Annotated in this window: 21 protein-coding genes; 18 read left to right on the top strand and 3 right to left on the bottom strand. The window is 58.0% G+C overall.

Annotated features, from left to right (window positions below):
- Window positions 1-4: 4 nt before the first annotated feature.
- Window positions 5-2,452 carry a DNA translocase FtsK gene (locus B195_RS07825; protein ID WP_177412945.1) on the bottom strand — a complete coding sequence of 816 codons (2,448 nt, stop codon included), beginning with the start codon at window positions 2,450-2,452 and terminating at the stop codon, window positions 5-7.
- A gap of 372 nt (window positions 2,453-2,824) precedes the next feature.
- Between B195_RS07825 and aat the strand changes: the two genes are divergently transcribed.
- From aat to infA, 3 genes are all read left to right on the top strand, one after another.
- Window positions 2,825-3,511: a leucyl/phenylalanyl-tRNA--protein transferase gene (gene aat / locus B195_RS07820; RefSeq protein ID WP_003447034.1), complete on the top strand. Its 687-nt coding sequence runs from the start codon at window positions 2,825-2,827 to the stop codon at window positions 3,509-3,511.
- A 96-nt stretch (window positions 3,512-3,607) separates the two neighbouring features.
- Window positions 3,608-4,315, top strand: a complete 708-nt coding sequence (locus tag B195_RS07815) for an arginyltransferase (protein WP_003447032.1) — start codon at window positions 3,608-3,610, stop codon at window positions 4,313-4,315.
- A gap of 98 nt (window positions 4,316-4,413) precedes the next feature.
- The gene (gene infA / locus B195_RS07810; protein ID WP_002553999.1) at window positions 4,414-4,632 is read left to right on the top strand and encodes a translation initiation factor IF-1; all 219 of its coding nucleotides are present in this window, start codon (window positions 4,414-4,416) and stop codon (window positions 4,630-4,632) included.
- Window positions 4,633-4,790: 158 nt separating this feature from the next.
- On the opposite strand, the gene clpA is transcribed toward infA, so the two are convergent.
- Complete coding sequence (gene clpA, locus B195_RS07805; protein ID WP_003447030.1) at window positions 4,791-7,061, bottom strand: ATP-dependent Clp protease ATP-binding subunit ClpA; 2,271 nt, start codon at window positions 7,059-7,061, stop codon at window positions 4,791-4,793.
- Window positions 7,062-7,090: 29 nt separating this feature from the next.
- On the bottom strand, window positions 7,091-7,453 hold the full coding sequence (gene clpS, locus B195_RS07800; RefSeq protein WP_003447027.1) for an ATP-dependent Clp protease adapter ClpS: 363 nt from the start codon (window positions 7,451-7,453) through the stop codon (window positions 7,091-7,093).
- A gap of 225 nt (window positions 7,454-7,678) precedes the next feature.
- On the opposite strand from clpS, the gene B195_RS07795 reads away from it, so the two are divergent.
- The 15 genes from B195_RS07795 (at window position 7,679) to nuoF (ending at window position 24,223) form a co-directional block, all read left to right on the top strand.
- On the top strand, window positions 7,679-7,957 hold the full coding sequence (locus tag B195_RS07795; RefSeq protein WP_003447025.1) for a cold shock domain-containing protein: 279 nt from the start codon (window positions 7,679-7,681) through the stop codon (window positions 7,955-7,957).
- A 496-nt stretch (window positions 7,958-8,453) separates the two neighbouring features.
- Entirely contained in the window at window positions 8,454-10,676 is a 2,223-nt protein-coding gene (locus B195_RS07790; protein WP_003447023.1) for an NADP-dependent isocitrate dehydrogenase, read from the top strand.
- 195 nt (window positions 10,677-10,871) lie between these two features.
- A complete protein-coding gene (locus B195_RS07785) occupies window positions 10,872-11,318 on the top strand; it encodes an NUDIX hydrolase (protein ID WP_003447021.1) in 447 nt (148 codons plus the stop codon).
- A 59-nt stretch (window positions 11,319-11,377) separates the two neighbouring features.
- A complete protein-coding gene (gene mnmA / locus B195_RS07780) occupies window positions 11,378-12,511 on the top strand; it encodes a tRNA 2-thiouridine(34) synthase MnmA (protein WP_003447019.1) in 1,134 nt (377 codons plus the stop codon).
- The gene (hflD, locus tag B195_RS07775; RefSeq protein ID WP_003447017.1) at window positions 12,508-13,131 is read left to right on the top strand and encodes a high frequency lysogenization protein HflD; all 624 of its coding nucleotides are present in this window, start codon (window positions 12,508-12,510) and stop codon (window positions 13,129-13,131) included. The genes mnmA and hflD overlap by 4 nt, the downstream gene beginning before the upstream one ends.
- A gap of 128 nt (window positions 13,132-13,259) precedes the next feature.
- Window positions 13,260-14,630, top strand: coding sequence for an adenylosuccinate lyase (gene purB / locus B195_RS07770; RefSeq protein ID WP_003447016.1), 1,371 nt, complete (start codon window positions 13,260-13,262; stop codon window positions 14,628-14,630).
- Window positions 14,631-14,713: 83 nt separating this feature from the next.
- A complete protein-coding gene (locus B195_RS07765; RefSeq protein WP_003447014.1) occupies window positions 14,714-15,880 on the top strand; it encodes a cupin domain-containing protein in 1,167 nt (388 codons plus the stop codon).
- Window positions 15,873-16,295 (top strand): GNAT family N-acetyltransferase, encoded by a 423-nt coding sequence (locus tag B195_RS07760; RefSeq protein WP_003447004.1) that lies wholly within the window; start codon window positions 15,873-15,875, stop codon window positions 16,293-16,295. Before B195_RS07765 ends, B195_RS07760 begins: the two co-directional genes overlap by 8 nt.
- A 195-nt stretch (window positions 16,296-16,490) precedes the next feature.
- Window positions 16,491-17,219 (top strand): secretin N-terminal domain-containing protein, encoded by a 729-nt coding sequence (locus B195_RS07755; protein ID WP_003446993.1) that lies wholly within the window; start codon window positions 16,491-16,493, stop codon window positions 17,217-17,219.
- 240 nt (window positions 17,220-17,459) lie between these two features.
- Window positions 17,460-18,785, top strand: a complete 1,326-nt coding sequence (gene aceA, locus B195_RS07750; RefSeq protein ID WP_003446991.1) for an isocitrate lyase — start codon at window positions 17,460-17,462, stop codon at window positions 18,783-18,785.
- Between the two features lie 629 nt (window positions 18,786-19,414).
- Window positions 19,415-19,828, top strand: coding sequence for an NADH-quinone oxidoreductase subunit A (locus B195_RS07745; protein ID WP_003446990.1), 414 nt, complete (start codon window positions 19,415-19,417; stop codon window positions 19,826-19,828).
- Window positions 19,829-19,838: 10 nt separating this feature from the next.
- Entirely contained in the window at window positions 19,839-20,513 is a 675-nt protein-coding gene (locus B195_RS07740) for an NADH-quinone oxidoreductase subunit B family protein (RefSeq protein ID WP_003446989.1), read from the top strand.
- Between the two features lie 73 nt (window positions 20,514-20,586).
- On the top strand, window positions 20,587-22,371 hold the full coding sequence (gene nuoC / locus B195_RS07735; RefSeq protein ID WP_003446985.1) for an NADH-quinone oxidoreductase subunit C/D: 1,785 nt from the start codon (window positions 20,587-20,589) through the stop codon (window positions 22,369-22,371).
- A gap of 2 nt (window positions 22,372-22,373) precedes the next feature.
- Window positions 22,374-22,871 (top strand): NADH-quinone oxidoreductase subunit NuoE, encoded by a 498-nt coding sequence (gene nuoE, locus B195_RS07730; RefSeq protein ID WP_003446983.1) that lies wholly within the window; start codon window positions 22,374-22,376, stop codon window positions 22,869-22,871.
- Window positions 22,868-24,223 (top strand): NADH-quinone oxidoreductase subunit NuoF, encoded by a 1,356-nt coding sequence (gene nuoF, locus B195_RS07725; RefSeq protein WP_003446981.1) that lies wholly within the window; start codon window positions 22,868-22,870, stop codon window positions 24,221-24,223. The genes nuoE and nuoF overlap by 4 nt, the downstream gene beginning before the upstream one ends.
- Window positions 24,224-24,287: the final 64 nt, after the last annotated feature.

Genomic DNA, 24,287 nt, shown 5'->3' with positions numbered 1-24,287 from the left:
CAAATCAGTCGCGCATTGGGGCCGGCGCCAGCACTTCACGCGAGCCATTGGTATTCATTGACGTGACAACCCCGGCCATTTCCATGGACTCGATCATGCGAGCGGCCCGGTTATATCCAATTTTCAGCTTGCGCTGCACTGCAGAGATCGAGGCACGACGGCTTTCGAGTACAAACTGAACCGCCTCGTCATACAAGGCATCGGTTTCAGCGTCGTCACTGCCCTCACTGCTGCCGCCATCAAAGCCGCTACCCGGCTCTTCAACGCCGGCCAGGATGTCATCGTTGTAATCAGGGCTGCCACGCAGCTTCCAGGCTTCAACCACACGGTGCACTTCTTCGTCCGAAACGAAAGCGCCGTGCACACGAATCGGCAGGCTGGTGCCGGGCGGCATGTAGAGCATGTCGCCATGGCCCAGCAGTTGTTCGGCACCACCCTGGTCGATAATGGTGCGCGAGTCGATCTTGCTCGACACCTGGAACGCCATACGGGTCGGAATGTTGGCCTTGATCAGACCGGTGATCACATCCACCGACGGACGCTGGGTGGCGAGGATCAGGTGAATACCAGCAGCCCGCGCTTTCTGGGCGATACGGGCAATCAGTTCTTCGACCTTCTTACCGACGATCATCATCATGTCGGCAAATTCGTCGACCACCACCACGATGGTGGGCAACTTGACCAGCAGCGGCGCTTCGTCATGGATGCTTTCGCGCTTGTACAGCGGATCGGTCAGCGGCTCGCCGGCAGCCTCGGCATCCTTGATCTTCTGGTTGAAGCCCGCGAGGTTTCGTACCCCCATCTTGGCCATCAACTTGTAGCGCCGCTCCATCTCGGCAACGCTCCAGCGCAGGGCGTTAGCCGCATCTTTCATGTCCGTGACCACAGGGCACAGCAAATGCGGAATGCCTTCATAGATCGACAGTTCAAGCATTTTCGGGTCGATCATGATCAGCTTGGCGTCTTCCGGGCCCGACTTGAACAAAATCGACAAAATCATGGCGTTCACGCCTACGGACTTACCGGAACCGGTGGTACCGGCCACCAGCAAGTGCGGCATCTTGGCCAGGTCGGTAATCACCGGTTTGCCACCAATATCGTGGCCCAACGCCAGGGTGACTGGAGACTTGGCGTCATCAAACTCGGGGGTCGACAGCACTTCAGAGAACCGCACGATCTGGCGGTCTTCGTTGGGGATTTCGATACCCACGGTGGTTTTGCCCGGAATGACTTCAACCACCCGTACGCTGGTCACCGCCAGCGAGCGCGCCAGGTCCTTGGCCAGGTTGGCAATGCGGCTGACCTTGACCCCGGCCGCCGGTTGAATTTCGTAACGGGTGATCACCGGGCCCGGGTGGATCGAATCCACCGACACTTCGACCCCGAATTCCTTGAGTTTGATTTCAAGCAGATGGCCTACAGCCGCCAGGGACTCAGGGGAGTAATTGAGCTGTTTCTTCTCGGCCGGGTCAAGAATAGAGATCGGCGGCAAGGTGCCTTCAACCGCGCTGTCTACAAACAACGGTGCCTGCTTCTCTTTTTGGACCCGCTTGCTCGGCTCGGGCACTTTGGCCGGCGCCGGAGCGATGACGGCCGGCACGTGTTTTTCACGCTCGGACATGTGCTTGGTCAATGCCTGTTCGCGCTCGATCAGGCGCTCCTTGGCCTTGGCCTGTTCACGCTTGTCGGACACGCTTGGGGCGACCACTTCACTGACCCGGGTGTCGACTTCACGCAACTGGGCAACAAGCTGTTTGCGCTCGTTGCGGTCCGACCACCAGCGATTGGCTGCGCCCTGGATCAGCTCAAACAGATCGAGGGTGATTTTACCGGTGACGTCCATGACCTTGAACCATGACAGGTCGGTGAACACCGTCAGCCCGAACAGGAACAACGCAATCAGCAGCAAGGTACTGCCCTGGATGTTCAGTGCGTTCTTGGCCAGATCACCCAGGCTTTCGCCCAGTGCACCGCCCGCGCCAGCCGGCAAACCTGCGGCCGAATGGAAGTGGATATGGGCCAGGGCTGCGCCCGATAGCACCAGAAATATCAGACCTACCAGGCGCCACGAGAACAACAGGCCGCTCCACTGCCAGGGCTGATGCCGCTCACGGAAGATCTGCCAGGCCTTGATCGCCAGCAGCAACGGAAAGATGTAGGCAAAGTAACCGAGCACCATAAACAGGATGTCAGCGCTGTAGGAGCCAGCAGGTCCGCCGAAGTTCTGCACATCGACTACGCGGCTGTTATGGCTCCAGCCGGGATCGTCCTTGCCGTAGGTCAGCAAGGCCATGATCATGAACAGGCATAGGGCGCCAATAGCGATCAATGCACCTTCCTTGAGCCGGTAGTGCAATTGCTGACGCCAGAGAGGAACGGCTTTGGGTGCTGCTGCTGTGGATTTCTTCAAAACGGGTCTTTTCCTGCGCCTTTGGCGCGCCCAACTATTAATTGACTAAATTGACTGCAAAGTACTGCCCATATTGAGCAGGTGACAAGTTCCGACATGAAACTGACCAGCGCTGTACACAGCCTTGTACTATTACCCGCAGTAGTCTGCAGTGACATCCGTGCAGTCTAGATCAGCTCAAACAGGCGGGCCATTGTACGGGTTTAAGCCGCTGATGCCACGTGGCCTCAAGGCGCGGGCAAAATCGGCGCGCGACTGGCTGAGAAGCGCCAATTTGAGCATGTATTACCTTTTGTGACAAAGACTTATACCACCGTCAAAACAGAGCTTACATTTAACTGGCAGATCGACTGAGACCGCATTTGCGCGACAGAGTTGCAACCGCCCTCCCCTTCTCCCGCAAGACGGATTGCCATGCTGACCTGGTTAAAACGCGACACCCTGACATTCCCGCCGCTTACCAAAGCCATGCGCGAGCCCAACGGGCTTTTGGCCGCGGGCGGCGATCTATCAGCCGACCGCCTGATCCAGGCCTACCGCCATGGCTGCTTTCCGTGGTTTTCCGAAGGCCAGCCCATTCTTTGGTGGTCGCCCGATCCGCGCACAGTGCTGTTCCCCGAGGAACTGCATGTATCCCGCAGCCTGGGGAAACTCTTGCGCCAGCAGCGCTACCAGGTGAGCTTTGATCGTGACTTCGCAAGTGTCATCCAGGCCTGCGCCGCACCCCGCAGTTACGCGGATGGCACCTGGATCACCGACGACATGCAAAACGCCTACACCGAACTTCACGCCCGCGGGCACGCCCATTCGGTGGAGGTCTGGGATAACGGCACACTGGTCGGCGGCCTGTACGGCCTGGCAATGGGCCAGCTATTTTTTGGCGAGTCCATGTTCAGCCGGGCCGATAACGCTTCAAAATTCGGCTTTGCCACACTGGTCAGGCAACTCCAGGCCTGGGGTTTCGTGCTGATTGATTGCCAAATGCCGACCAATCATCTGGAAAGCCTGGGTGCACGCTCAATCCCGCGCCAACAGTTTGCCGACTACCTGCGCCAGCATCTGGACCAACCCTCAACCGCGGCGTGGGCCACACCTCTGTAGCCTCGTCGCTGGCTGCAGTTATTGCAGGCAGGGTTTTATAGGCGAGTTTTGCGCACTGGCTTACACTTAATTCAAAAGATTTCCCGAGGGCCCATCATGACCGAGCTGGCGCGTTTGAAGTTTTATGCCACTCAACCTCACGTTTGCAGCTACCTGCCCGATGAACAAGCCACCACGCTGTTCCTCGACCCCAGCCAGCCGATGGATGTGCAGGTCTATGCCGACTTGTCCGAAATGGGTTTCCGGCGCAGTGGTGATCACCTCTATCGTCCCCATTGCCTGAAGTGCGATGCGTGCACCCCGGCGCGGATTCCTGTCGCGCGCTTTATGCCCAACCGCCAGCAAAAACGTATTTTCAAGCGTAATGCCGACCTGCAGGTGCAAGCGGTAAAACCCGGCTTCAGCGAAGAGAACTTTGGTCTGTATCAGCGCTATATCGAGCAGCGGCATGCCGATGGCGACATGTATCCACCGAGCCGCGACCAGTTTTCGACTTTTTTGGTACGCGACCTGCCGTTCTCTACATTCTACGAATTCCGCCTTGATGGACGCCTGTTGGCGGTCGCCGTGACCGACGTACTGCCCAACGGTTTATCGGCGGTCTATACCTTCTACGAACCTGCCGAAGAGCGCCGCAGTCTGGGGCGATACGGGATTCTCTGGCAGATCGCCGAAGCCAGGCGCCTGGGGCTGGATGCACTGTATTTGGGGTACTGGATCAAGAACTGCAAAAAGATGAATTACAAGACGGAATATCGGCCGATAGAGCTGCTGATAAATCAGCGATGGAGCACTGTTAACTGAACCCTTGGCTTAAACCCCATTTTTCGGGCACAATGCACGCCGCTTTTGCCTGGCGCAGTTGCACCGGGCCATTCATTGGACACCGAGGGCTTTACTGCATGTCGAAAGAAGACAGCTTCGAAATGGAAGGCACTGTCGTCGACACCCTGCCCAACACCATGTTTCGTGTGGAGTTGGAAAATGGGCACGTCGTAACCGCGCATATTTCCGGCAAGATGCGCAAGAACTACATTCGTATTCTTACCGGCGACAAAGTGCGCGTCGAGCTGACGCCCTATGACTTGAGCAAAGGGCGCATCACTTACCGCGCTCGTTAATCAAGTCAATACAAAACGCCCGGTTCTGCCGGGCGTTTTTGTGTGTCCGCGATTTGCCCCCCCTGCCGGAGCGAGCTGGCCTCGCGCCGCAGCCTCCATAAACAGTCCACCCATAAAAAAAGCGCCTTTCGGCGCTTTTTTTTTGCAGCAATGTCACATCAAGCCATTTCTACCGCAGTTTCAAACTCAAAGGTCAGCTCGCCGTCTTTCAGGTCGATATGTACCACACCGCCATGATCGGCCAGTTCACCAAAGAGAATCTCTTCAGCCAGCGGACGCTTGATCTTGTCCTGGATCAAACGCGCCATAGGGCGCGCACCCATCAACGCATCGTAGCCCCCTGCAGCCAACCAGCCACGAGCCTCGTCCGACACCACCAGTTGCACGTGCTTGTCATCCAGCTGCGCCTGCAACTCGGTGAGGAACTTGTCCACCACATGCTTGATAACCTCATGACTGAGGCGACCAAATTGAATAATGGTGTCCAGACGGTTACGGAACTCCGGAGTAAAGCTCTTCTTGATCGCTTCCATTGCATCGGAAGCATGATCCTGAATCGTGAACCCGATGGAAGCCCGCGAAGCCGTCTCGGCGCCCGCATTGGTGGTCATGATCACGATCACGTTGCGGAAGTCGGCCTTGCGCCCGTTGTTATCGGTCAGCGTACCGTGGTCCATGACCTGCAGCAGCAGGTTAAAGACCTCAGGGTGAGCCTTCTCGATCTCATCGAGCAGCAGCACGCAATGCGGCTGCTTGGTGATGGCTTCCGTCAGCAAGCCGCCCTGATCGAAACCGACATACCCTGGAGGCGCACCGATCAGGCGCGACACGGTGTGACGCTCCATATACTCGGACATGTCGAAACGTACCAGTTCGATCCCCAAAGCCTTGGCCAGCTGGCGGGCAGCTTCGGTTTTACCAACCCCGGTCGGACCTGCGAACAGGAACGAGCCGACAGGCTTGTCAGGGGACTTGAGGCCGGCACGGGACAGCTTGATCGCCGTCGACAACGAATCAATAGCGGCTTCCTGACCGAATACGGTCATTCTCAGATCCCGCTCCAGGTTACGCAGCAGTTCCTTGTCTGAACTGGATACGTGCTTAGGAGGAATACGGGCGATTTTCGCAACGATATCTTCGACCTGCTCCACTTCGATGCGCTTTACACGCTTCTCCACCGGCTGCAGGCGCTGATATGCCCCTGCTTCGTCGATCACATCAATCGCCTTGTCCGGCATGTGCCGATCGTTGATGTAGCGCGAAGCCAGCTCAGCCGCCGCGCGCAAGGCCTCATCACTGTATTCGATACCGTGATGCTGCTCGAAACGGCCCTTGAGGCCACGCAGGATACCGATGGTGTCTTCAACCGAAGGCTCGGACACATCGACTTTCTGGAAGCGCCGCGCCAGTGCCCGGTCTTTTTCGAAGATCCCGCGAAACTCCTGGAACGTCGTCGAACCGATACAGCGGATATCACCCGAGGACAATAGCGGCTTAAGCAGGTTGGAGGCGTCCATAACGCCACCAGAGGCCGCGCCCGCACCAATGATGGTGTGGATTTCGTCGATAAACAAAATCGCATGCGGCCGTTTTTTCAGTTCACCGAGCAACGCCTTGAAACGCTTCTCGAAATCACCACGGTACTTGGTACCAGCCAGCAAGGCGCCGAGATCAAGGGAATAGACGATGCTGTTAGCCAGCAAGTCCGGCACTTGATTGTCGACGATACGCTTGGCCAGACCTTCGGCAATTGCGGTTTTACCCACGCCGGCCTCACCGACCAGCAATGGGTTGTTTTTGCGACGACGCGCCAGGATCTGGGCGACACGCTCAACTTCCATTTCGCGGCCCACCAGAGGATCGATGCGACCTTGGCGAGCCAGCTCATTCAAATTACTGGCATAGGCGTCCAGCGGATTGCTTGAGGACGACGATTCGCCACCCTCTTCATCCTGCATGTCATTTTCGCCGTCGGAGTGATCGCCCTGCCCCGGGACCTTGGAAATGCCATGGGCAATGAAGTTGACCACATCAATACGCGCAACGCTCTGCTGCTTGAGCAGAAACACTGCCTGGCTTTCTTGTTCGCTAAAAATCGCGACCAGTACATTGGCACCCGTGACCTCACGTTTGCCAGAGCTTTGTACATGGAATACGGCACGCTGCAAGACGCGCTGGAAGCCCAGGGTTGGCTGGGTTTCGCGATCTTCATCGTGGGCAGGGATAAGGGGAGTCGTGGAATCAATAAACTCTTGCAGGTCATGCTTGAGTTTGTCGAGGTTTGCGCCACAGGCGCGTAGAACGGTTGCGGCCGCCTCATTATCCAAAAGCGCAAGAAGGAGGTGCTCAACCGTCATGAATTCATGACGTTTGGAGCGGGCTTCCTTGAAGGCCAGATTGAGGGTGACTTCGAGCTCGCGATTTAACATGGCTTCACCTCATACCCAAGTGGTCGGCGTTAACCGTCCTTCTCGATTTCACAGAGTAGCGGATGCTGACTTTCGCGTGCGTACTGGTTTACCTGCGCCGCCTTGGTCTCGGCAATGTCGCGGGTATAGATGCCGCACACAGCCCGTCCTTCTGTATGGACGGCCAGCATGACCTTGGTCGCCAATTCGCGATTCAAGTTAAAGAACACCTCAAGTATTTCTACAACGAAATCCATGGGTGTGTAGTCATCGTTAAACAAAACCACCTTGTACATCGGCGGCGCCTGGAGCGCAGGCTTAGCCTCTTGCACAGCCAAGCCAGCGGAGTCTTCGCCATCAAAATCGGGCTGATCCTGATTGAATGTTAGTCGAGTCTGGCTGATTGCATGCATGGAAAGAAAGGTTCGTCGTTGATCGATTACAGTGATGGAGGCAAACGTGTCAAATTTCAACAGCGCCGCCGCGTGACCTTGACTATCGGTAAAACGGTGTTACAACCAATGCAACCCACAGTGGGGAATAAAGGTCCGCGCAGTCAACCATATTTAGTGGTTCATGTGCGAGAGAACTGGATGATACTCCAGTGATGGAGTCGTTTGCAGCAGAGGGATATGAGTATGCAAGGCAAGGTCAAGTGGTTCAACAATGCCAAAGGCTTCGGCTTTATCAACACAGAGGCCAAGGAAGGCAAAGATGACGACGGTAACGAAATCGACTTTTTTGCCCACTTTTCCGCCATTCAGATGGACGGCTACAAGACACTCAAGGCCGGCCAACCCGTAAGCTTCGAAATTACCCAAGGCCCTAAAGGCCTGCATGCCGTGGCGATTACCGACGCCAAAGCCATTGCGCTTTCGCCAGTGACCGAACCAGAGGCCAGCAGCCTTCCGGCCTGACCTGCCAGCACACAACCTGCCACATAAAAAACCGGCCTGTTCGCCTACCCGAACCGGCCGGTTTTTTTTATGGCCGGGCACAATCAGGTTAAATCAGCGCGCAAAACCGATGCTCCACATTAATACCCTCGGTGTGACATTGTCCGGACAAGCCCGGAAACAAAGGACCAGGCACCAGCTACCGGCACATCGTACAATCCATTCTTAGACCAATGGATGATCTCCGATATTGCGCAGCCCTCGCAGGAACATTAGTGACCTATGTATACTGCGCCGGTGACCACGGAGTCACTCAGATACACCTACTGGAATGAGTCTTTCAGGCCTAGAAAGGCTGAGTCGTTACCCCGGCTCGACCGCTTGACGCTCTACTGATGCATTCACATCACCGCGAAGAACCTCGACTTTCGGCTCATTGTTCACTGTGAACGAAAGCGCCTACCCTGCGCATCTCGAGTATCTGAGCACGCTCAGCAAAGAAGAGAGTTAATCCGAAATGCCCAACCGTTCGAAGATCATCTATACCTTCACCGACGAAGCTCCGGCGCTCGCCACCTATTCACTGCTGCCTATCATCGAAGCCTTTACCGCTAGCGCTGATATCGCCGTTGAGACGCGCGACATCTCTCTGGCAGGCCGTATCCTTGCCAGCTTCCCCGAGCAATTGGGTGCCAAGGCTGTAGCAGACCACCTCGCCGAACTGGGCGCCCTGGCCGTTACACCTGAAGCCAACATCATCAAGCTGCCTAACATCAGCGCCTCGGTCCCGCAATTGCAGGCCGCGATCAAAGAACTGCAAGCGCAGGGCTTTGACATTCCGGATTACCCGGAGACCGTGACTACTGACGCTGAAAAAGAAATCAAAGCGCGTTACAGCAAAGTCATGGGCAGCGCCGTAAACCCGGTACTGCGCGAAGGCAACTCCGACCGCCGCGCACCGCTGTCGGTCAAGAACTATGCCCGCAAGCACCCGCATAAAATGGGCGCATGGAGTACCGACTCCAAATCCCACGTCGCTCACATGAGCGAAGGCGACTTCTATGGCAGCGAAAAGTCTGCCCTGATCGAAGCCCCGGGCAGCGTTAAAATCGAATTGATCGCTCAAGACGGCACCACCACCGTCCTGAAAGAGAAAACCGCGGTTCAGGCCGGCGAGATCATCGATTGCTCCGTAATGAGCAAAAAGGCATTGCGCGAGTTCATCGCGGCCGAAATCGAAGACGCCAAGAAAAAGGGCGTACTGTTCTCGGTTCACTTGAAAGCCACCATGATGAAGGTCTCCGACCCGATCATGTTTGGTCAGATCGTGGCTGAGTTCTACAAAGATGCGCTGGATAAACACGCTGACACCCTGAAAGAAATCGGCTTCAACCTGAACAACGGCATCGGCGACCTGTACGCTCGCATCAAGGCCCTGCCGGCCGAGAAGCAAGCTGAAATCGAAGCTGATATCCAGGCGGTGTACGCTGATCGCCCTGCGCTGGCGATGGTGAACTCCGACAAAGGCATCACCAACCTGCACGTACCGAGCGACGTCATCGTTGACGCCTCGATGCCGGCCATGATTCGTGATTCCGGCAAAATGTGGAACACAGAAGGCCAGTTGCAAGACACCAAAGCCGTGATCCCGGATCGCTGCTACGCCACCATCTACCAGGCGACCATCGAAGACTGCCAGAAGCACGGCGCCTTCGATCCAACCACCATGGGCAGCGTGCCAAACGTTGGCCTGATGGCGCAAAAAGCCGAAGAGTACGGCTCCCACGACAAAACCTTCCAGATCAAGACCCCTGGTGTAGTTCGGGTAACCGACAGCAACGGCAACGTGCTGATGGAACAAAAGGTTGAAGAAGGCGATATCTGGCGCATGTGCCAGGCCAAAGACGCGCCGATCCGTGACTGGGTGAAACTGGCCGTGAACCGTGCTCGTGCCAGCAACACTCCGGCCGTGTTCTGGCTCGATCCAAAGCGTAGCCACGACGCCGAAATGATCAAAAAGGTTGAAACCTACCTGAAGGATCACGACACCAGCGGCCTGGACATTCGCATCATGGCGCCGGTAGATGCCATGAAGTTCACCCTGGAACGCACCCGTGCGGGTCTGGACACCATTTCGGTGACCGGCAACGTACTGCGCGACTACCTGACCGACCTGTTCCCGATCATGGAACTGGGCACCAGCGCCAAAATGCTCTCGATCGTACCGCTGATGAATGGCGGCGGTCTGTTTGAAACCGGCGCAGGCGGTTCGGCTCCCAAGCACGTGCAACAATTGCTGGAAGAAAACTTCCTGCGTTGGGACTCGCTGGGTGAGTTCCTGGCACTGGCTGCCTCCCTGGAGCACCTGGGCACAACCTACAACAACCCGAAAGCGTTGGTGTTGGCCAAGACCCTGGATCAGGCCACCGGCCAGTTCCTCGACAACAACAAGTCGCCATCGCGCAAAGTCGGCAATATCGACAACCGCGGTAGCCACTTCTACCTGGCGCTGTACTGGGCTCAAGCCCTGGCCGCCCAGACTGAAGACAAAGAACTGCAAGCGCAGTTCGCCCCTGTGGCAAAAGCCCTGGCCGAGAACGAGGCAAAAATTGTTGCCGAACTCAACGCCGTACAGGGCAAGCCGGTCGACATCGGTGGCTACTACCACGCCGACGCCGACAAGGTGAGCAAAGTAATGCGCCCTAGCGCCACGCTGAACGCGATCATCGCTTCCGCGTAAGGGCAACAGGCAACAACACAAACCCCGGCCCACGACGCCGGGGTTTGTGTTTTTGGGCCAATACAAACCCCATGGCAGCTGGCTTGGCGGCGACGCTCACCACACAGCATCTGACCTGCCGCACCAGCTGAGCGCTGGCTTGCAAGCTCCCACAGGATATATCCTGCCCCTCCCCGCACCCCATAGGGCCTACACATGGAATGGAAACCCCACATCACCGTCGCCACTGTCGTTGAAGACAATGGCCGTTTTCTGATGGTCGAAGAGCTCAAAGGCGAACGCGCCGTGCTCAACCAACCCGCAGGCCATCTTGATCCGAACGAAAGCCTGATCGACGCTGCAATCCGCGAAACCCTCGAAGAAACCGGCTACGACGTCGAACTTACCGGCGTGATCGGCATTTATTTGTACACCGCCCCCAGCAATGGCGTGACCTACCAGCGCGTGTGCTTTGCCGGCAAAGCGGTTAAACACCACCCCGACTACCAGCTGGATACCGGCATCATCGGCCCGCTATGGATGACCCGCGACGAGCTGATAGAGCAACGCCATCGCTGGCGCAGCGAGCTGAGTCTGCAGTGCATCGACGATTATCTGGACGGTAAACTGTTCGACCTGACGTTAATCCGCCCTTCGGTTTAGCCTTGAGCGCTCGGGCCTGCTAGAATCGCGTCCTTTTTCAAGACACTCATTGAAACCTTATGCGTGATCCAGCCTTAGTCGCCCCCGAAAAACAGCGCGTCATCGTCGGCATGTCCGGCGGTGTCGATTCTTCCGTTTCCGCCGTTCTGCTCATGGAGCAGGGCTACCAGGTGGAAGGCCTGTTCATGAAGAACTGGGAGGAAGACGACGGAACGGATTACTGCACCGCCATGGATGACCTGGCTGACGCCCAGGCCGTGTGCGACAAAATCGGCATCAAGCTGCACACCGCCAACTTTGCCGCCGAGTACTGGGACAACGTGTTCGAGCACTTCCTGGCCGAATACAAGGCCGGACGCACGCCGAACCCGGACATCCTGTGCAACCGTGAAATCAAGTTCAAGGCGTTCCTCGACTACGCCGTGATGCTGGGTGCCGATCTGATCGCTACCGGCCACTATGTGCGCCGTCGCGATATTGACGGCCGCACCGAGCTGCTCAAGGGCCTGGACCCGAACAAGGACCAGAGCTACTTCCTGCATGCCGTCGGCGGCGAACAAATCGCCAAGACCCTGTTCCCGGTCGGCGAACTGGAAAAGCCCGAAGTGCGCAAGATTGCTGAAAAGCACGATCTGGCCACCGCGAAGAAAAAGGACTCCACCGGGATCTGCTTTATCGGCGAGCGCCGCTTCAGCGACTTCCTCAAGCAATACCTGCCGGCACAACCGGGCGAGATCAAAAATACCGAAGGTGAAGTCATAGGCCGCCACCACGGCCTGATGTACCACACCATCGGCCAGCGCCAGGGCCTGGGCATCGGCGGCCTCAAAGACGCCAGTGACGAGCCGTGGTACGTGCTGATCAAAGACCTTGAGCATAACGAGCTGATCGTCGGCCAGGGCAACGATCACCCGTGGCTGTTTTCCCGCGCCCTGCTCGCCTCCGAAATTTACTGGGTCAACCCGATCGACCTGAGCAGCCCGTTGCGCCTGACCGCCAAGGTCCGCTATCGCCAGAGCGACCAGCCTTGCACGCTGGAAAAGACCGCTACCGGCTATCGCGCCACCTTCGATGATCCGCAACGCGCCGTCACCCCCGGCCAGTCCGTGGTGTTTTACGACGGCGAAGTATGCCTGGGCGGTGGCGTAATTGAAGTTGCCGAACCCTGGACCAGCAAGGACAGCCGCGCATGAACCCCACTCAGGAGCAACTGATAGCCTTGGGCGGTGTGTTCCTCGCTGCAGTACTGGTGGACAAAATCGCCAAAACCGGCCAGGTCAGCGAAGCTGACTTGAGCTGCATGCTTGGCAGCCTGTTGATTCGCGACCCCAAGGACACGCTCGAAGTCTACGGTGGTGACGACATCAATCTGCGTGAAGGCTACCGGGCCCTGATCGGCGCCCTTGAACGCGACCCCAACACACTGCAGCGCGAGCCCTTGCGCTATGCCCTGTCGATGCTCGGCCTGGAGCGACAACTGGCCAAGCGTGAAGACATGCTGGAACTGATCGGCAAACGTCTGCCGCAGATCCAGTCACAGGTCGAACACTTCGGCCCGGCCCACGAAAACGTGGTGGCCGCCTGCGGCGCGCTGTACCAGGACACCCTGAGCACGCTGCGCCAGCGCATTCAGGTGCACGGTGACATGCGCAATCTGCAACAACCGAACAACGCCGCAAAAATTCGCGCCCTGCTGCTGGCCGGTATCCGTTCAGCGCGGCTTTGGCGTCAATTGGGTGGCCATCGCTGGCAGCTGGTAATCAGCCGTCGCAAGCTGCTCAAAGAGCTTTACCCGATGCTGCGCGGAAACTGAAACACGCCAGCAGGCACACTTTGTAACGTCGATATGCGTATGACGCCGGTCAGTTGGCAACGGACCGGCCGTTTTTTTCATGTATGATACGCGCCCCATTTCGTTGCCCGACTGTCCGAGAACACCCCATGCAGCTTTCTTCGCTCACTGCGGTTTCCCCTGTTGACGGCCGCTACGCCGGCAAAACCCAGGCCCTGCGCCCAATTTTCAGCGAATACGGCTTGATCCGTGCTCGCGTTCTGGTTGAAGTCCGCTGGCTCCAGCGCCTGGCTGCTCACGCCGCCATCCCTGAAGTCCCGGCGTTCTCCGCCGAAGCCAACGCCGTTCTGAATGAACTGGCCGAAAACTTCTCTCTGGAACACGCCGAGCGCGTCAAAGAGATCGAGCGCACCACCAACCACGACGTCAAAGCCATTGAGTACCTGCTCAAGGAACAGGCTGCCAAGCTGCCAGAGCTGGCCAACGTCAGTGAATTCATCCACTTTGCCTGCACCAGCGAGGACATCAACAACCTGTCCCACGCACTGATGCTGCGCGAAGGTCGTGATGACGTGATGCTGCCGCTGATGCGCCAGACCGCAGAAGCCATCCGCGAACTGGCAATCAAGTTCGCCGACGTGCCGATGCTGTCGCGCACCCACGGCCAACCGGCTTCGCCGACCACTCTGGGCAAAGAGCTGGCCAACGTGGTTTACCGTCTGGAGCGTCAAATCGCCCAGGTGGCCGCAGTCCCGCTGCTGGGCAAAATCAACGGCGCCGTGGGCAACTACAACGCCCACCTGTCGGCCTACCCGCAGATCGACTGGGAAGCCAATGCCCGCGCCTTCATCGAAGACGAACTGGGCCTGGGCTTCAACCCGTACACCACGCAGATCGAGCCGCACGACTACATCGCCGAGCTGTTCGACGCCATCGCTCGCTTCAACACCATCCTGATCGACTTCGATCGCGATATCTGGGGCTACATCTCCCTGGGCTACTTCAAGCAGCGCACCATCGCCGGCGAAATCGGTTCCTCGACCATGCCGCACAAGGTCAACCCGATCGACTTCGAAAACTCCGAAGGCAACCTGGGTATCGCCAACGCGCTGTTCCAGCACCTGGCCAGCAAATTGCCAATTTCCCGCTGGCAGCGCGACCTGACCGACTCCACCGTACTGCGCAACCTCGGCGTGGGCTTTGCTCACAGCGTGATCGCGTACGAAGCCAGCCTCAAAGGCATCAGCAAGCTTGAGCTTAACGCTCAGAAAATCGCTGCCGACCTGGACGCCTGCTGGGAAGTCCTGGCCGAGCCGATCCAGACCGTAATGCGCCGCTACAACATTGAAAACCCGTACGAGAAGCTCAAAGAGCTGACCCGCGGCAAGGGCATCAGCCCAGAAGCACTGCAAACCTTCATCGACGGCCTTGAAATGCCGCAAGCAGCCAAAGCCGAGCTGAAACTGCTGACGCCAGCCAACTACATTGGCAACGCGATCGAACAGGCCAAGCGCATCTGACCGCTGCAACGACCTACTAACGCCCGGCCGTGCCGGGCGTTTTTATTCCCGATTACAAAGCGCAATTTTTCAATAGGTTACACATGAATCCTGATATTCCTCTTCAACTTCTGGGCGGCATCACTGCGCGGGAATTCCTGCGCGACTACTGGCAGAAGAAACCCTTGCTGATCCGCCAGGCCATACCTGACTTCGAAAGCCCGATCGACGCCGACGAACTGGCCGGCCTGGCACTTGAAGAAGAAGTCGAATCACGCCTGGTCATCGAACACGGCGAGCGCCCATGGGAATTGCGCCGCGGCCCGTTCGCCGAGGACGAGTTCGGCAAACTGCCAGAACGTGAGTGGACCTTGCTGGTGCAGGCGGTCGATCAGTTCGTGCCTGAAGTCGGCGAACTGCTGGAAAACTTCCGCTTCCTGCCAAGCTGGCGTATCGACGACGTGATGATCAGCTATGCCGCCCCGGGTGGCAGCGTTGGTCCGCATTTCGACAACTACGACGTGTTCTTGCTGCAAGGCCACGGCAAGCGCCACTGGCAGATCGGCCAGATGTGCGATTCCGAAAGCAAACTGCTGGAACACGCCGACCTGCGCATCCTGGCCGATTTCCAGGCCACCGACGAGTGGACCCTGGAGCCGGGCGACATGCTGTACCTGCCTCCGCGCCTGGCCCATTGCGGCGTGGCCGTGGATGACTGCCTGACCTATTCGGTAGGTTTCCGCGCCCCAAGCGCAGCTGAAGTGCTGACCCACTTCACCGACTTCCTCAGCCAGTACCTGCCGGACGAAGAACGCTATACCGATGCCGACGCGCAGCCGGTCAGCGATCCGCACCAGATCCAGCACGATGCACTGGATCGCCTGAAGGGCTTGCTGGCCGAGCACATGAGCGATGAGCGCATGCTGTTGACCTGGTTCGGCCAGTTCATGACCGAACCGCGCTATCCGGAACTCGTTACCGGGCCGGAGCTCGAAGAAGAAGACCTGCTGGGCAGCCTGGAACAGGGCGCGGTCCTGATCCGCAACCCGAGCGCCCGCCTGGCCTGGTCCGAAGTCGATGAAGACCTGCTGCTGTTCGCCAGCGGTCAAAGCCGCCTGCTGCCGGGCAAGCTGCGCGAACTGCTGAAAATGATCTGTGCCGCCGATGCACTGCACAGTGACAACCTCGGCCCATGGCTGGCCGATGAAGACGGACGCAACCTGCTCTGCGAGCTGGTTAAACAAGGAAGCCTGGGGTTCGCCGATGAATAAGATTCACGTACGTGTCGCCAACTGGCAAAAGGACAACGCCGAACTTCGACGCATTCGTGAAGCGGTGTTTATTGCCGAACAACATGTACCGCCCGAGCTGGAGTGGGACGCAGACGATGCCGACGCAGTGCATTTTCTGGCCTATGAAGGCGACTTTCCGATTGGTACCGCCAGGCTCTTGCCTGACGGCCATATCGGCCGGGTTTCAGTGCTCAAGGACTGGCGCGGTCTGAAAGTCGGTGATGCGCTGATGCAGGCAACCATCAACGAAGCTGAAAAGCGCGGCCTGAAGCAACAAATGCTCAGTGCCCAGGTGCACGCCACGCCGTTCTACGAGCGACTGGGCTTCAAGATCGTCAGCGAGGAGTTCCTGGAAGCAGGTATTCCCCACGTTGATATGGTGCGCGCGGGCTGATGCTCGCCCTGTGGGGGCGGGCTTGCCCGCGATAGCAGCGCCTCGTTCCGAGCCATGGAACGGGCCATCCCAATCGCCGGCAAGCCGGCTCCCGCAAAAGATCCAGCCAAACGCCCTGCCATCTTCGGATCGCAGGGCGTTTTGCTATCTGGCACACTCGCTCCATGCCTTTTCAGCATTGCGGAGATAACGGACATGTCCCTACGCGCCATCATCGCCAGCCTGGCACTGTTGTGCAGCATCAGCGCCCTGGCCGATACCCAGGTCATCACCCTGCAGAACCGCACCAGCACCGACCTGCTGCCCATCGCACAGAACTTTATCGGTAAAAACGGCAAAGTCAGCGCCTACGGCAATCAATTGATCGTCGAGGCCTCTGCCTCAAAAATCAAAAACCTCGAAGACCTGCTTGCGCAACTCGACAAGCCAGCCAGGCGCCTGCTGATCACCGTGGATACCAGCGACAACAACCTGCCTGACGCCAGCAGCTCAACACGGGTAATCAGCACGGCCAGTCGCAATGGCGGCACCCAGCAGATCCAGGCCACCGAAGGGGTGCCTGCGTTTATCCAGAGCGGCCAGAGCGTGCCACTCACCAGCACTCAGACAGACGCGTATGGACGACTGCTGACGCAAACCGAATACCGGGATGTCACCCGGGGTTTCTACGTGACCGCCACTGTCACAGGTGAAACGGTACACCTGGCGATCAACGCCAACCGCGACCGCATGAGCCAGGAACAGCCGGATGTAGTGAACATTCAAAATACCGACACACAAGTCAGCGGCCCGCTGGGTCAGTGGATCACCCTCGCCGGCAGCAATAGCCGGAATATGGCCGGCCAGCAGGCTGGAACCCGCACCTACTCTACCCAAGGAACGGATGACATGACCTTGCGGGTCAAAGTAGACGCTCTCGACTAAAAGGCCCGAAACTGACCGGCAAGTCGTTTTTTCGGCAATTATGTAGTGCCTTGAAAAAAGCACTACAAAACATTTGACGACGTAAAAATGCAGAGGCATGATGGCCCCGCTCCCGCTAATCAGAGGCCCCCAAATGGTTCTGAGTCTGTAGCGAGTAGCCATTCACGCTTAACAACATTGTTGTGTGCCTGGTGGAGCAACTACTTTTCAACCCAGACCTATGCGACGAGGTTTATCTCCATGGCACTGACACGCGAACAGCAAATTGCAGCCCTTGAAAAAGACTGGGCCGAAAATCCACGCTGGAAAGGCGTGACTCGCGATTACTCCGCTGCTGACGTGGTCCGCCTGCGCGGCTCGGTTCAACCCGAGCACACCTTCGCAAAAATGGGCGCTGACAAGCTGTGGAAACTGGTGACACAGGGCGCACACCCGTCCTTCCGTCCCGAGAAAGATTTCGTCAACTGCATGGGCGCCCTGACCGGGGGCCAGGCAGTACAACAGGTCAAGGCCGGCATCCAGGCTATCTACCTGTCGGGCTGGCAAGTGGCAGCAGACAACAACTCTGCTGAATCCATGTACCCCGATCAGTCGCTGTACCCGGTGGACTCGGTCCCAACCGTGGTCAAGCGCATCAACAACTCATTCCGTCGCGCCGACCAGATCCAGTGGAAAGCCGGCAAAAACCCGGGCGACCAGGGTTACATCGACTACTTCGCACCGATCGTGGCTGACGCCGAAGCCGGTTTCGGCGGCGTGCTGAACGCTTACGAACTGATGAAGAGCATGATCGAAGCAGGCGCCGCCGGCGTTCACTTCGAAGACCAGCTGGCTTCGGTTAAAAAATGCGGACACATGGGCGGCAAGGTTCTGGTGCCTACCCAGGAAGCCGTGCAAAAACTGACCGCAGCCCGTCTGGCTGCAGACGTTGCCGGCACACCGACCATCATCCTGGCCCGCACCGACGCCAACGCAGCAGATCTGCTGACCTCTGACTGCGACCCGTACGACCAGCCATTCGTCACCGGCGAGCGGACCAAGGAAGGCTTCTACAAAGTACGTGCCGGCCTGGACCAGGCTATCGCCCGCGGTCTGGCTTACGCACCGTATGCCGATCTGATCTGGTGCGAGACTGCCAAACCGGATCTGGACGAAGCCCGTCGCTTTGCCGAAGCGATCAAAAAGGAATACCCGGACCAGCTGCTGTCGTACAACTGCTCGCCGTCCTTCAACTGGAAGAAGAACCTGGACGACGCGACCATCGCCAAGTTCCAGCGCGAACTGTCAGCCATGGGCTACAAGCACCAGTTCATCACCCTGGCCGGCATCCACAACATGTGGCACAGCATGTTCAACCTGGCACACGACTATGCCCGCAACGACATGACCGCCTACGTGAAGCTGCAGGAGCAGGAGTTCGCTGACGCCGCCAAAGGCTACACCTTTGTGGCGCACCAGCAGGAAGTGGGCACTGGCTACTTCGACGACATGACCACCGTGATTCAAGGCGGCTCGTCCTCAGTAACCGCCCTGACCGGGTCTACTGAAGAAGAACAGTTCCACTGATTGCCAGCCGAAAACCAAAACCGGGACATTGCCTGACCTGCCGAGAAAAACACGCAATGCCTTGAACATGACGCCCCGACTGGTTCGGGGCTTTTTTTTGCTGACCATTGATCCGCAGAAGCTGGCTGGCCGGGGACAGCTTCCATGCCTCCTTGCGGCACGACAGCGTCACTGGCAAGCCAGCACCCGCACCGAGCCCATGCAGCGACACCTTTTGAATCGACGAAAAACTGATCCAGGTCCATACCCGGAAACAAGAATCGGGTAAAAAGCCAAGTCCGGAACTTGCATCCGGTACATATATAAGCCAACTTCCACACACCCCCGCAGCGGAGTCCTGACAGACAAGCGCTTAAACGATATTAATTATCATTTAGAGTTGCTTTTGTTGATTGGTTGGCCCACCAAACATAATCACCAAAACACGCTGCAATGCCCGTACAACGTGGCCTGGACAGTCTTTATGGATGTCTCTACCACTAAAGGATTGAATTAATTCATCTTAGAAAATTTACTTGCCGGGTGTTTAGCCATAAAATCCCGGCCATCAATAGCGCTGCGACATATCGTCACTGCTTTATTTCTTTTTTAAGCTCAGAGACCTTTGCTCTCTGTTAAGGATTACCAGCATGCCCGAAGCGACAGGACTCATAGCCCACAACTGGGGCTTTGCCATTTTCCTTCTCGGTGTTGTCGGCCTTTGTGCCTTCATGCTCGGCGTCTCCAGCCTCCTCGGGTCAAAAGCCTGGGGTCGCAGCAAAAACGAACCGTTCGAGTCGGGCATGCTACCTACCGGTGGCGCCCGCTTGCGGCTCTCAGCCAAATTCTATCTGGTCGCGATGCTGTTCGTGATCTTCGATATCGAAGCCCTTTTTCTCTTTGCCTGGTCTGTGTCTGTTCGCGAAAGCGGCTGGACCGGATTCGTCGAAGCTCTCGTTTTCATAGCAATTCTGTTGGCAGGCCTTGTCTACCTATTTCGGGTGGGTGCTCTTGATTGGGCACCGGAAGCTCGTCGTAAGCGGCAGGCCAAGCTGAAACAATGAGGCTTTGGCGATGCAATACGAACTCACCAGGATCGACCCGGATGCTCCTAACGAGCAGTACCCGATCGGCAAACGGGAAACCGTTTCCGATCCGTTAGAAGATCAAGTCCACAAAAACATCTTCATGGGCAAGCTTGAGGACGTACTGAACAATACGGTCAATTGGGGACGTAAGAACTCCCTGTGGCCGTACAACTTCGGTCTGTCCTGCTGCTACGTGGAGATGACCACCGCCTTCACGGCGCCCCACGACATCGCGCGCTTTGGCGCCGAAGTTATCCGGGCATCGCCGCGTCAGGCGGATTTCATGGTTATTGCCGGTACCTGCTTCATCAAGATGGCGCCGATCATTCAGCGTCTCTATGAGCAAATGCTTGAGCCTAAATGGGTTATTTCCATGGGTTCTTGCGCCAACTCCGGTGGCATGTACGACATTTACTCCGTGGTTCAAGGGGTCGACAAGTTCCTGCCCGTGGACGTTTACGTGCCTGGCTGCCCACCCCGCCCAGAGGCTTTTCTGCAGGGCTTGATGCTCTTGCAAGAGTCGATTGGCCAGGAGCGTCGCCCACTTTCCTGGGTTGTCGGCGAACAAGGCGTTTATCGCGCCGAGATGCCGTCACAAAAGGAACAGCGCCGTGAACAGCGTATTCAGGTGACCAACCTGCGCAGCCCCGACGAAGTCTGATCCAGCTCTGCTTCTTTAATAGAACGAGACACTGGCTTCATTCTTTACGTTGACCGAAAGCGATAAAAAAACCATGACTACAGGCTCCGCTCTGTACATCCCGCCTTATAAGGCTGACGACCAAGATGTGGTTGTCGAACTGAACACCCGTTTTGGCCCCGAGGCATTCACTGCCCAGGCCACGCGCACCGGCATGCCGGTGCTTTGGGTTACCCGCGCAAAACTGGTTGAAGTACTGACCTTCCTGCGCAACCTGCCAAAACCTTACGTCATGCTCTACGACTTGCATGGTGTGGACGAACGTCTGCGCACCAAGCGTCAGGGCCTGCCATCGGGTGCCGACTTCACCGTCTTCTATCACCTGATGTCGCTTGAACGTAACAGCGACGTCATGATCAAGGTGGCGCTGTCCGAAAGTGACCTGAGCGTGCCGACCATCACCGGTATCTGGCCGAACGCCAACTGGTACGAGCGTGAAGTCTGGGACATGTTCGGTATCGACTTCAAAGGCCACCCGCACCTGTCGCGCATCATGATGCCGCCGACCTGGGAAGGTCACCCGCTGCGCAAGGACTTCCCGGCCCGGGCCACTGAGTTCGATCCGTACAGCCTGACCCTGGCCAAGGTTCAGCTGGAAGAAGAAGCCGCCCGTTTCAAACCCGAAGACTGGGGCATGAAACGTTCCGGGGAAAACGAGGACTACATGTTCCTCAACCTCGGCCCCAACCACCCTTCTGCTCACGGTGCCTTCCGCATCATTCTGCAGCTGGACGGTGAAGAGATCGTCGACTGCGTGCCAGACGTCGGCTACCACCACCGTGGTGCCGAAAAAATGGCCGAGCGCCAGTCCTGGCACAGCTTCATCCCGTACACCGACCGTATCGACTACCTCGGCGGCGTGATGAACAACCTGCCGTACGTGCTGTCGGTCGAGAAGCTGGCGGGCATCAAGGTACCGGATCGGGTAGACACCATCCGCATCATGATGGCCGAGTTCTTCCGTATCACCAGCCACCTGCTGTTCCTGGGGACATACATCCAGGACGTAGGCGCAATGACCCCGGTGTTCTTCACGTTTACCGACCGTCAGCGCGCATACAAGGTGATCGAAGCCATCACCGGCTTCCGTCTGCACCCGGCCTGGTACCGCATCGGCGGTGTTGCCCACGACCTGCCGAACGGCTGGGAACGCCTGGTCAAGGAATTCATCGACTGGATGCCCAAGCGTCTGGACGAGTACCAGAAAGCCGCTCTGGACAACAGCATCCTGCGTGGCCGTACGATCGGCGTCGCCGCCTACAACACCAAAGAGGCCCTGGAATGGGGCGTCACCGGTGCCGGCCTGCGTTCGACCGGTTGCGACTTCGACCTGCGCAAGGCGCGTCCGTACTCCGGCTACGAGAACTTCGAGTTTGAAGTCCCGCTGGCGGCCAACGGCGATGCCTACGACCGCTGCATCGTGCGCGTCGAAGAAATGCGCCAGAGCCTGAAAATCATCGAGCAGTGCATGCGCAACATGCCGGCCGGGCCGTACAAGGCGGATCACCCGCTGACCACGCCGCCGCCTAAAGAGCGCACGCTGCAGCACATCGAGACCTTGATCACGCACTTCCTGCAAGTTTCGTGGGGCCCGGTAATGCCGGCCAACGAATCCTTCCAGATGATCGAAGCGACCAAGGGCATCAACAGTTATTACCTGACGAGCGATGGCGGCACCATGAGCTACCGCACCCGGATTCGCACCCCAAGCTTCCCGCACCTGCAGCAGATCCCTTCGGTGATCAAAGGCGAAATGGTCGCGGACTTGATTGCGTACCTGGGTAGTATCGATTTCGTTATGGCCGACGTGGACCGCTAAGCATGAACAGCACGCTTATCCAGACAGACCGTTTCGCCCTGAGCGAAACCGAGCGCTCGGCCATCGAGCACGAGCTGCATCACTACGAAGATCCGCGCGCAGCGTCGATCGAAGCCCTGAAGATCGTTCAGAAGGAACGCGGCTGGGTGCCCGATGGCGCGCTTTACGCCATCGGTGAAATGCTCGGCATCCCCGCCAGCGACGTTGAAGGCGTGGCCACGTTCTACAGCCAGATCTTCCGTCAGCCAGTGGGCCGTCACATCATTCGCGTATGCGACAGCATGGTCTGCTACATCGGTGGCCACGAATCCGTAGTCAGCGAAATCCAGAACAAGCTGGGCATCGGCCTGGGCCAGACCACTGCAGACGGCCGCTTCACGCTGCTGCCAGTGTGCTGCCTGGGCAACTGCGACAAGGCGCCGGCGTTGATGATCGACGACGACACATTCGGTGACGTACAGCCTGCGGGCGTCGCCACGTTGTTGGAGGGCTACCCATGACCCTGACTTCTTTCGGCCCTGCCAACCGTATCGCGCGGTCGCCGGAAACCCATCCTCTGACCTGGCGTCTGCGTGACGACGGCGAGCCGGTATGGCTTGACGAGTACCAGGCCAAGGACGGTTACGCTGCAGCCCGCAAGGCATTCGCCGACATGGCCACGGACGACATCGTCCAGACCGTTAAAGACGCCGGCCTCAAGGGTCGAGGCGGCGCCGGCTTCCCTACCGGGGTGAAGTGGGGGCTGATGCCCAAAGACGAATCCATGAACATCCGTTACCTGCTGTGTAACGCCGATGAGATGGAACCCAACACCTGGAAAGACCGCATGCTGATGGAGCAACTGCCCCATCTGCTGATCGAAGGCATGCTGATCAGTGCCCGCGCACTGAAAACCTACCGTGGCTATATCTTCCTGCGTGGCGAATACACCACCGCCGCCAAGCATCTCAACCGTGCGGTCGAAGAAGCCAAGGCTGCGGGCCTGCTGGGCAAGAACATCCTGGGCTCGGGGTTTGACTTCGAACTGTTCGTTCACACCGGCGCCGGGCGTTACATCTGCGGTGAAGAAACCGCACTGATCAACTCCCTCGAAGGCCGTCGCGCCAACCCGCGCTCCAAGCCGCCGTTCCCGGCAGCCGTGGGCGTATGGGGCAAGCCGACTTGCGTGAACAACGTTGAAACCCTGTGCAACGTGCCAGCCATCATCGGCAACGGCGTTGACTGGTACAAATCCATTGCCCGCGAAGGCAGCGAAGACATGGGCACCAAGCTCATGGGCTTCTCCGGCAAGGTCAAGAACCCCGGCCTGTGGGAACTGCCGTTTGGCGTGACCGCCCGCGAGCTGTTCGAAGACTATGCCGGCGGCATGCGCGACGGCTTCAAGCTCAAGTGCTGGCAGCCAGGTGGTGCCGGTACCGGCTTCCTGCTGCCGGAGCACCTGGACGCACAAATGTACGCCGGTGGCATCGCCAAGGTCGGCACCCGTATGGGTACCGGTCTGGCCATGGCCGTCGACGACAGCGTCAACATGGTGTCCCTGCTGCGCAACATGGAACAGTTCTTCTCTCGCGAATCCTGCGGTTTCTGCACCCCGTGCCGTGATGGCCTGCCATGGAGCGTCAAGCTGCTGATGGCCATCGAGAACGGTGAAGGTCAGCCCGGCGATATCGAGACCCTGCTGGGTCTGGTCGGCTTCCTCGGCCCTGGCAAGACGTTCTGTGCTCACGCACCGGGTGCCGTGGAGCCATTGGGCAGCGCGATCAAGTACTTCCGTCCAGAGTTCGAAGCCGGTATTGCGCAAGCAAAACCCGGAGTTCCGCCTCTGGCACGCCCGATTGTTATCGGCGCGTAACGCTCTGAAGGAGAGCGGTCCGTGCCGCTCTCTGATCGTTCGATAACGCCGTAAGGCTGAGTTG

This window comes from Pseudomonas sp. Lz4W (assembly GCF_000346225.2).
GTDB classification, from domain to species: Bacteria; Pseudomonadota; Gammaproteobacteria; order Pseudomonadales; family Pseudomonadaceae; genus Aquipseudomonas; species Aquipseudomonas paraversuta.
Note: the sequence above shows the minus strand (reverse complement) of the source record. Positions and strands in the feature narration are given on the sequence as shown.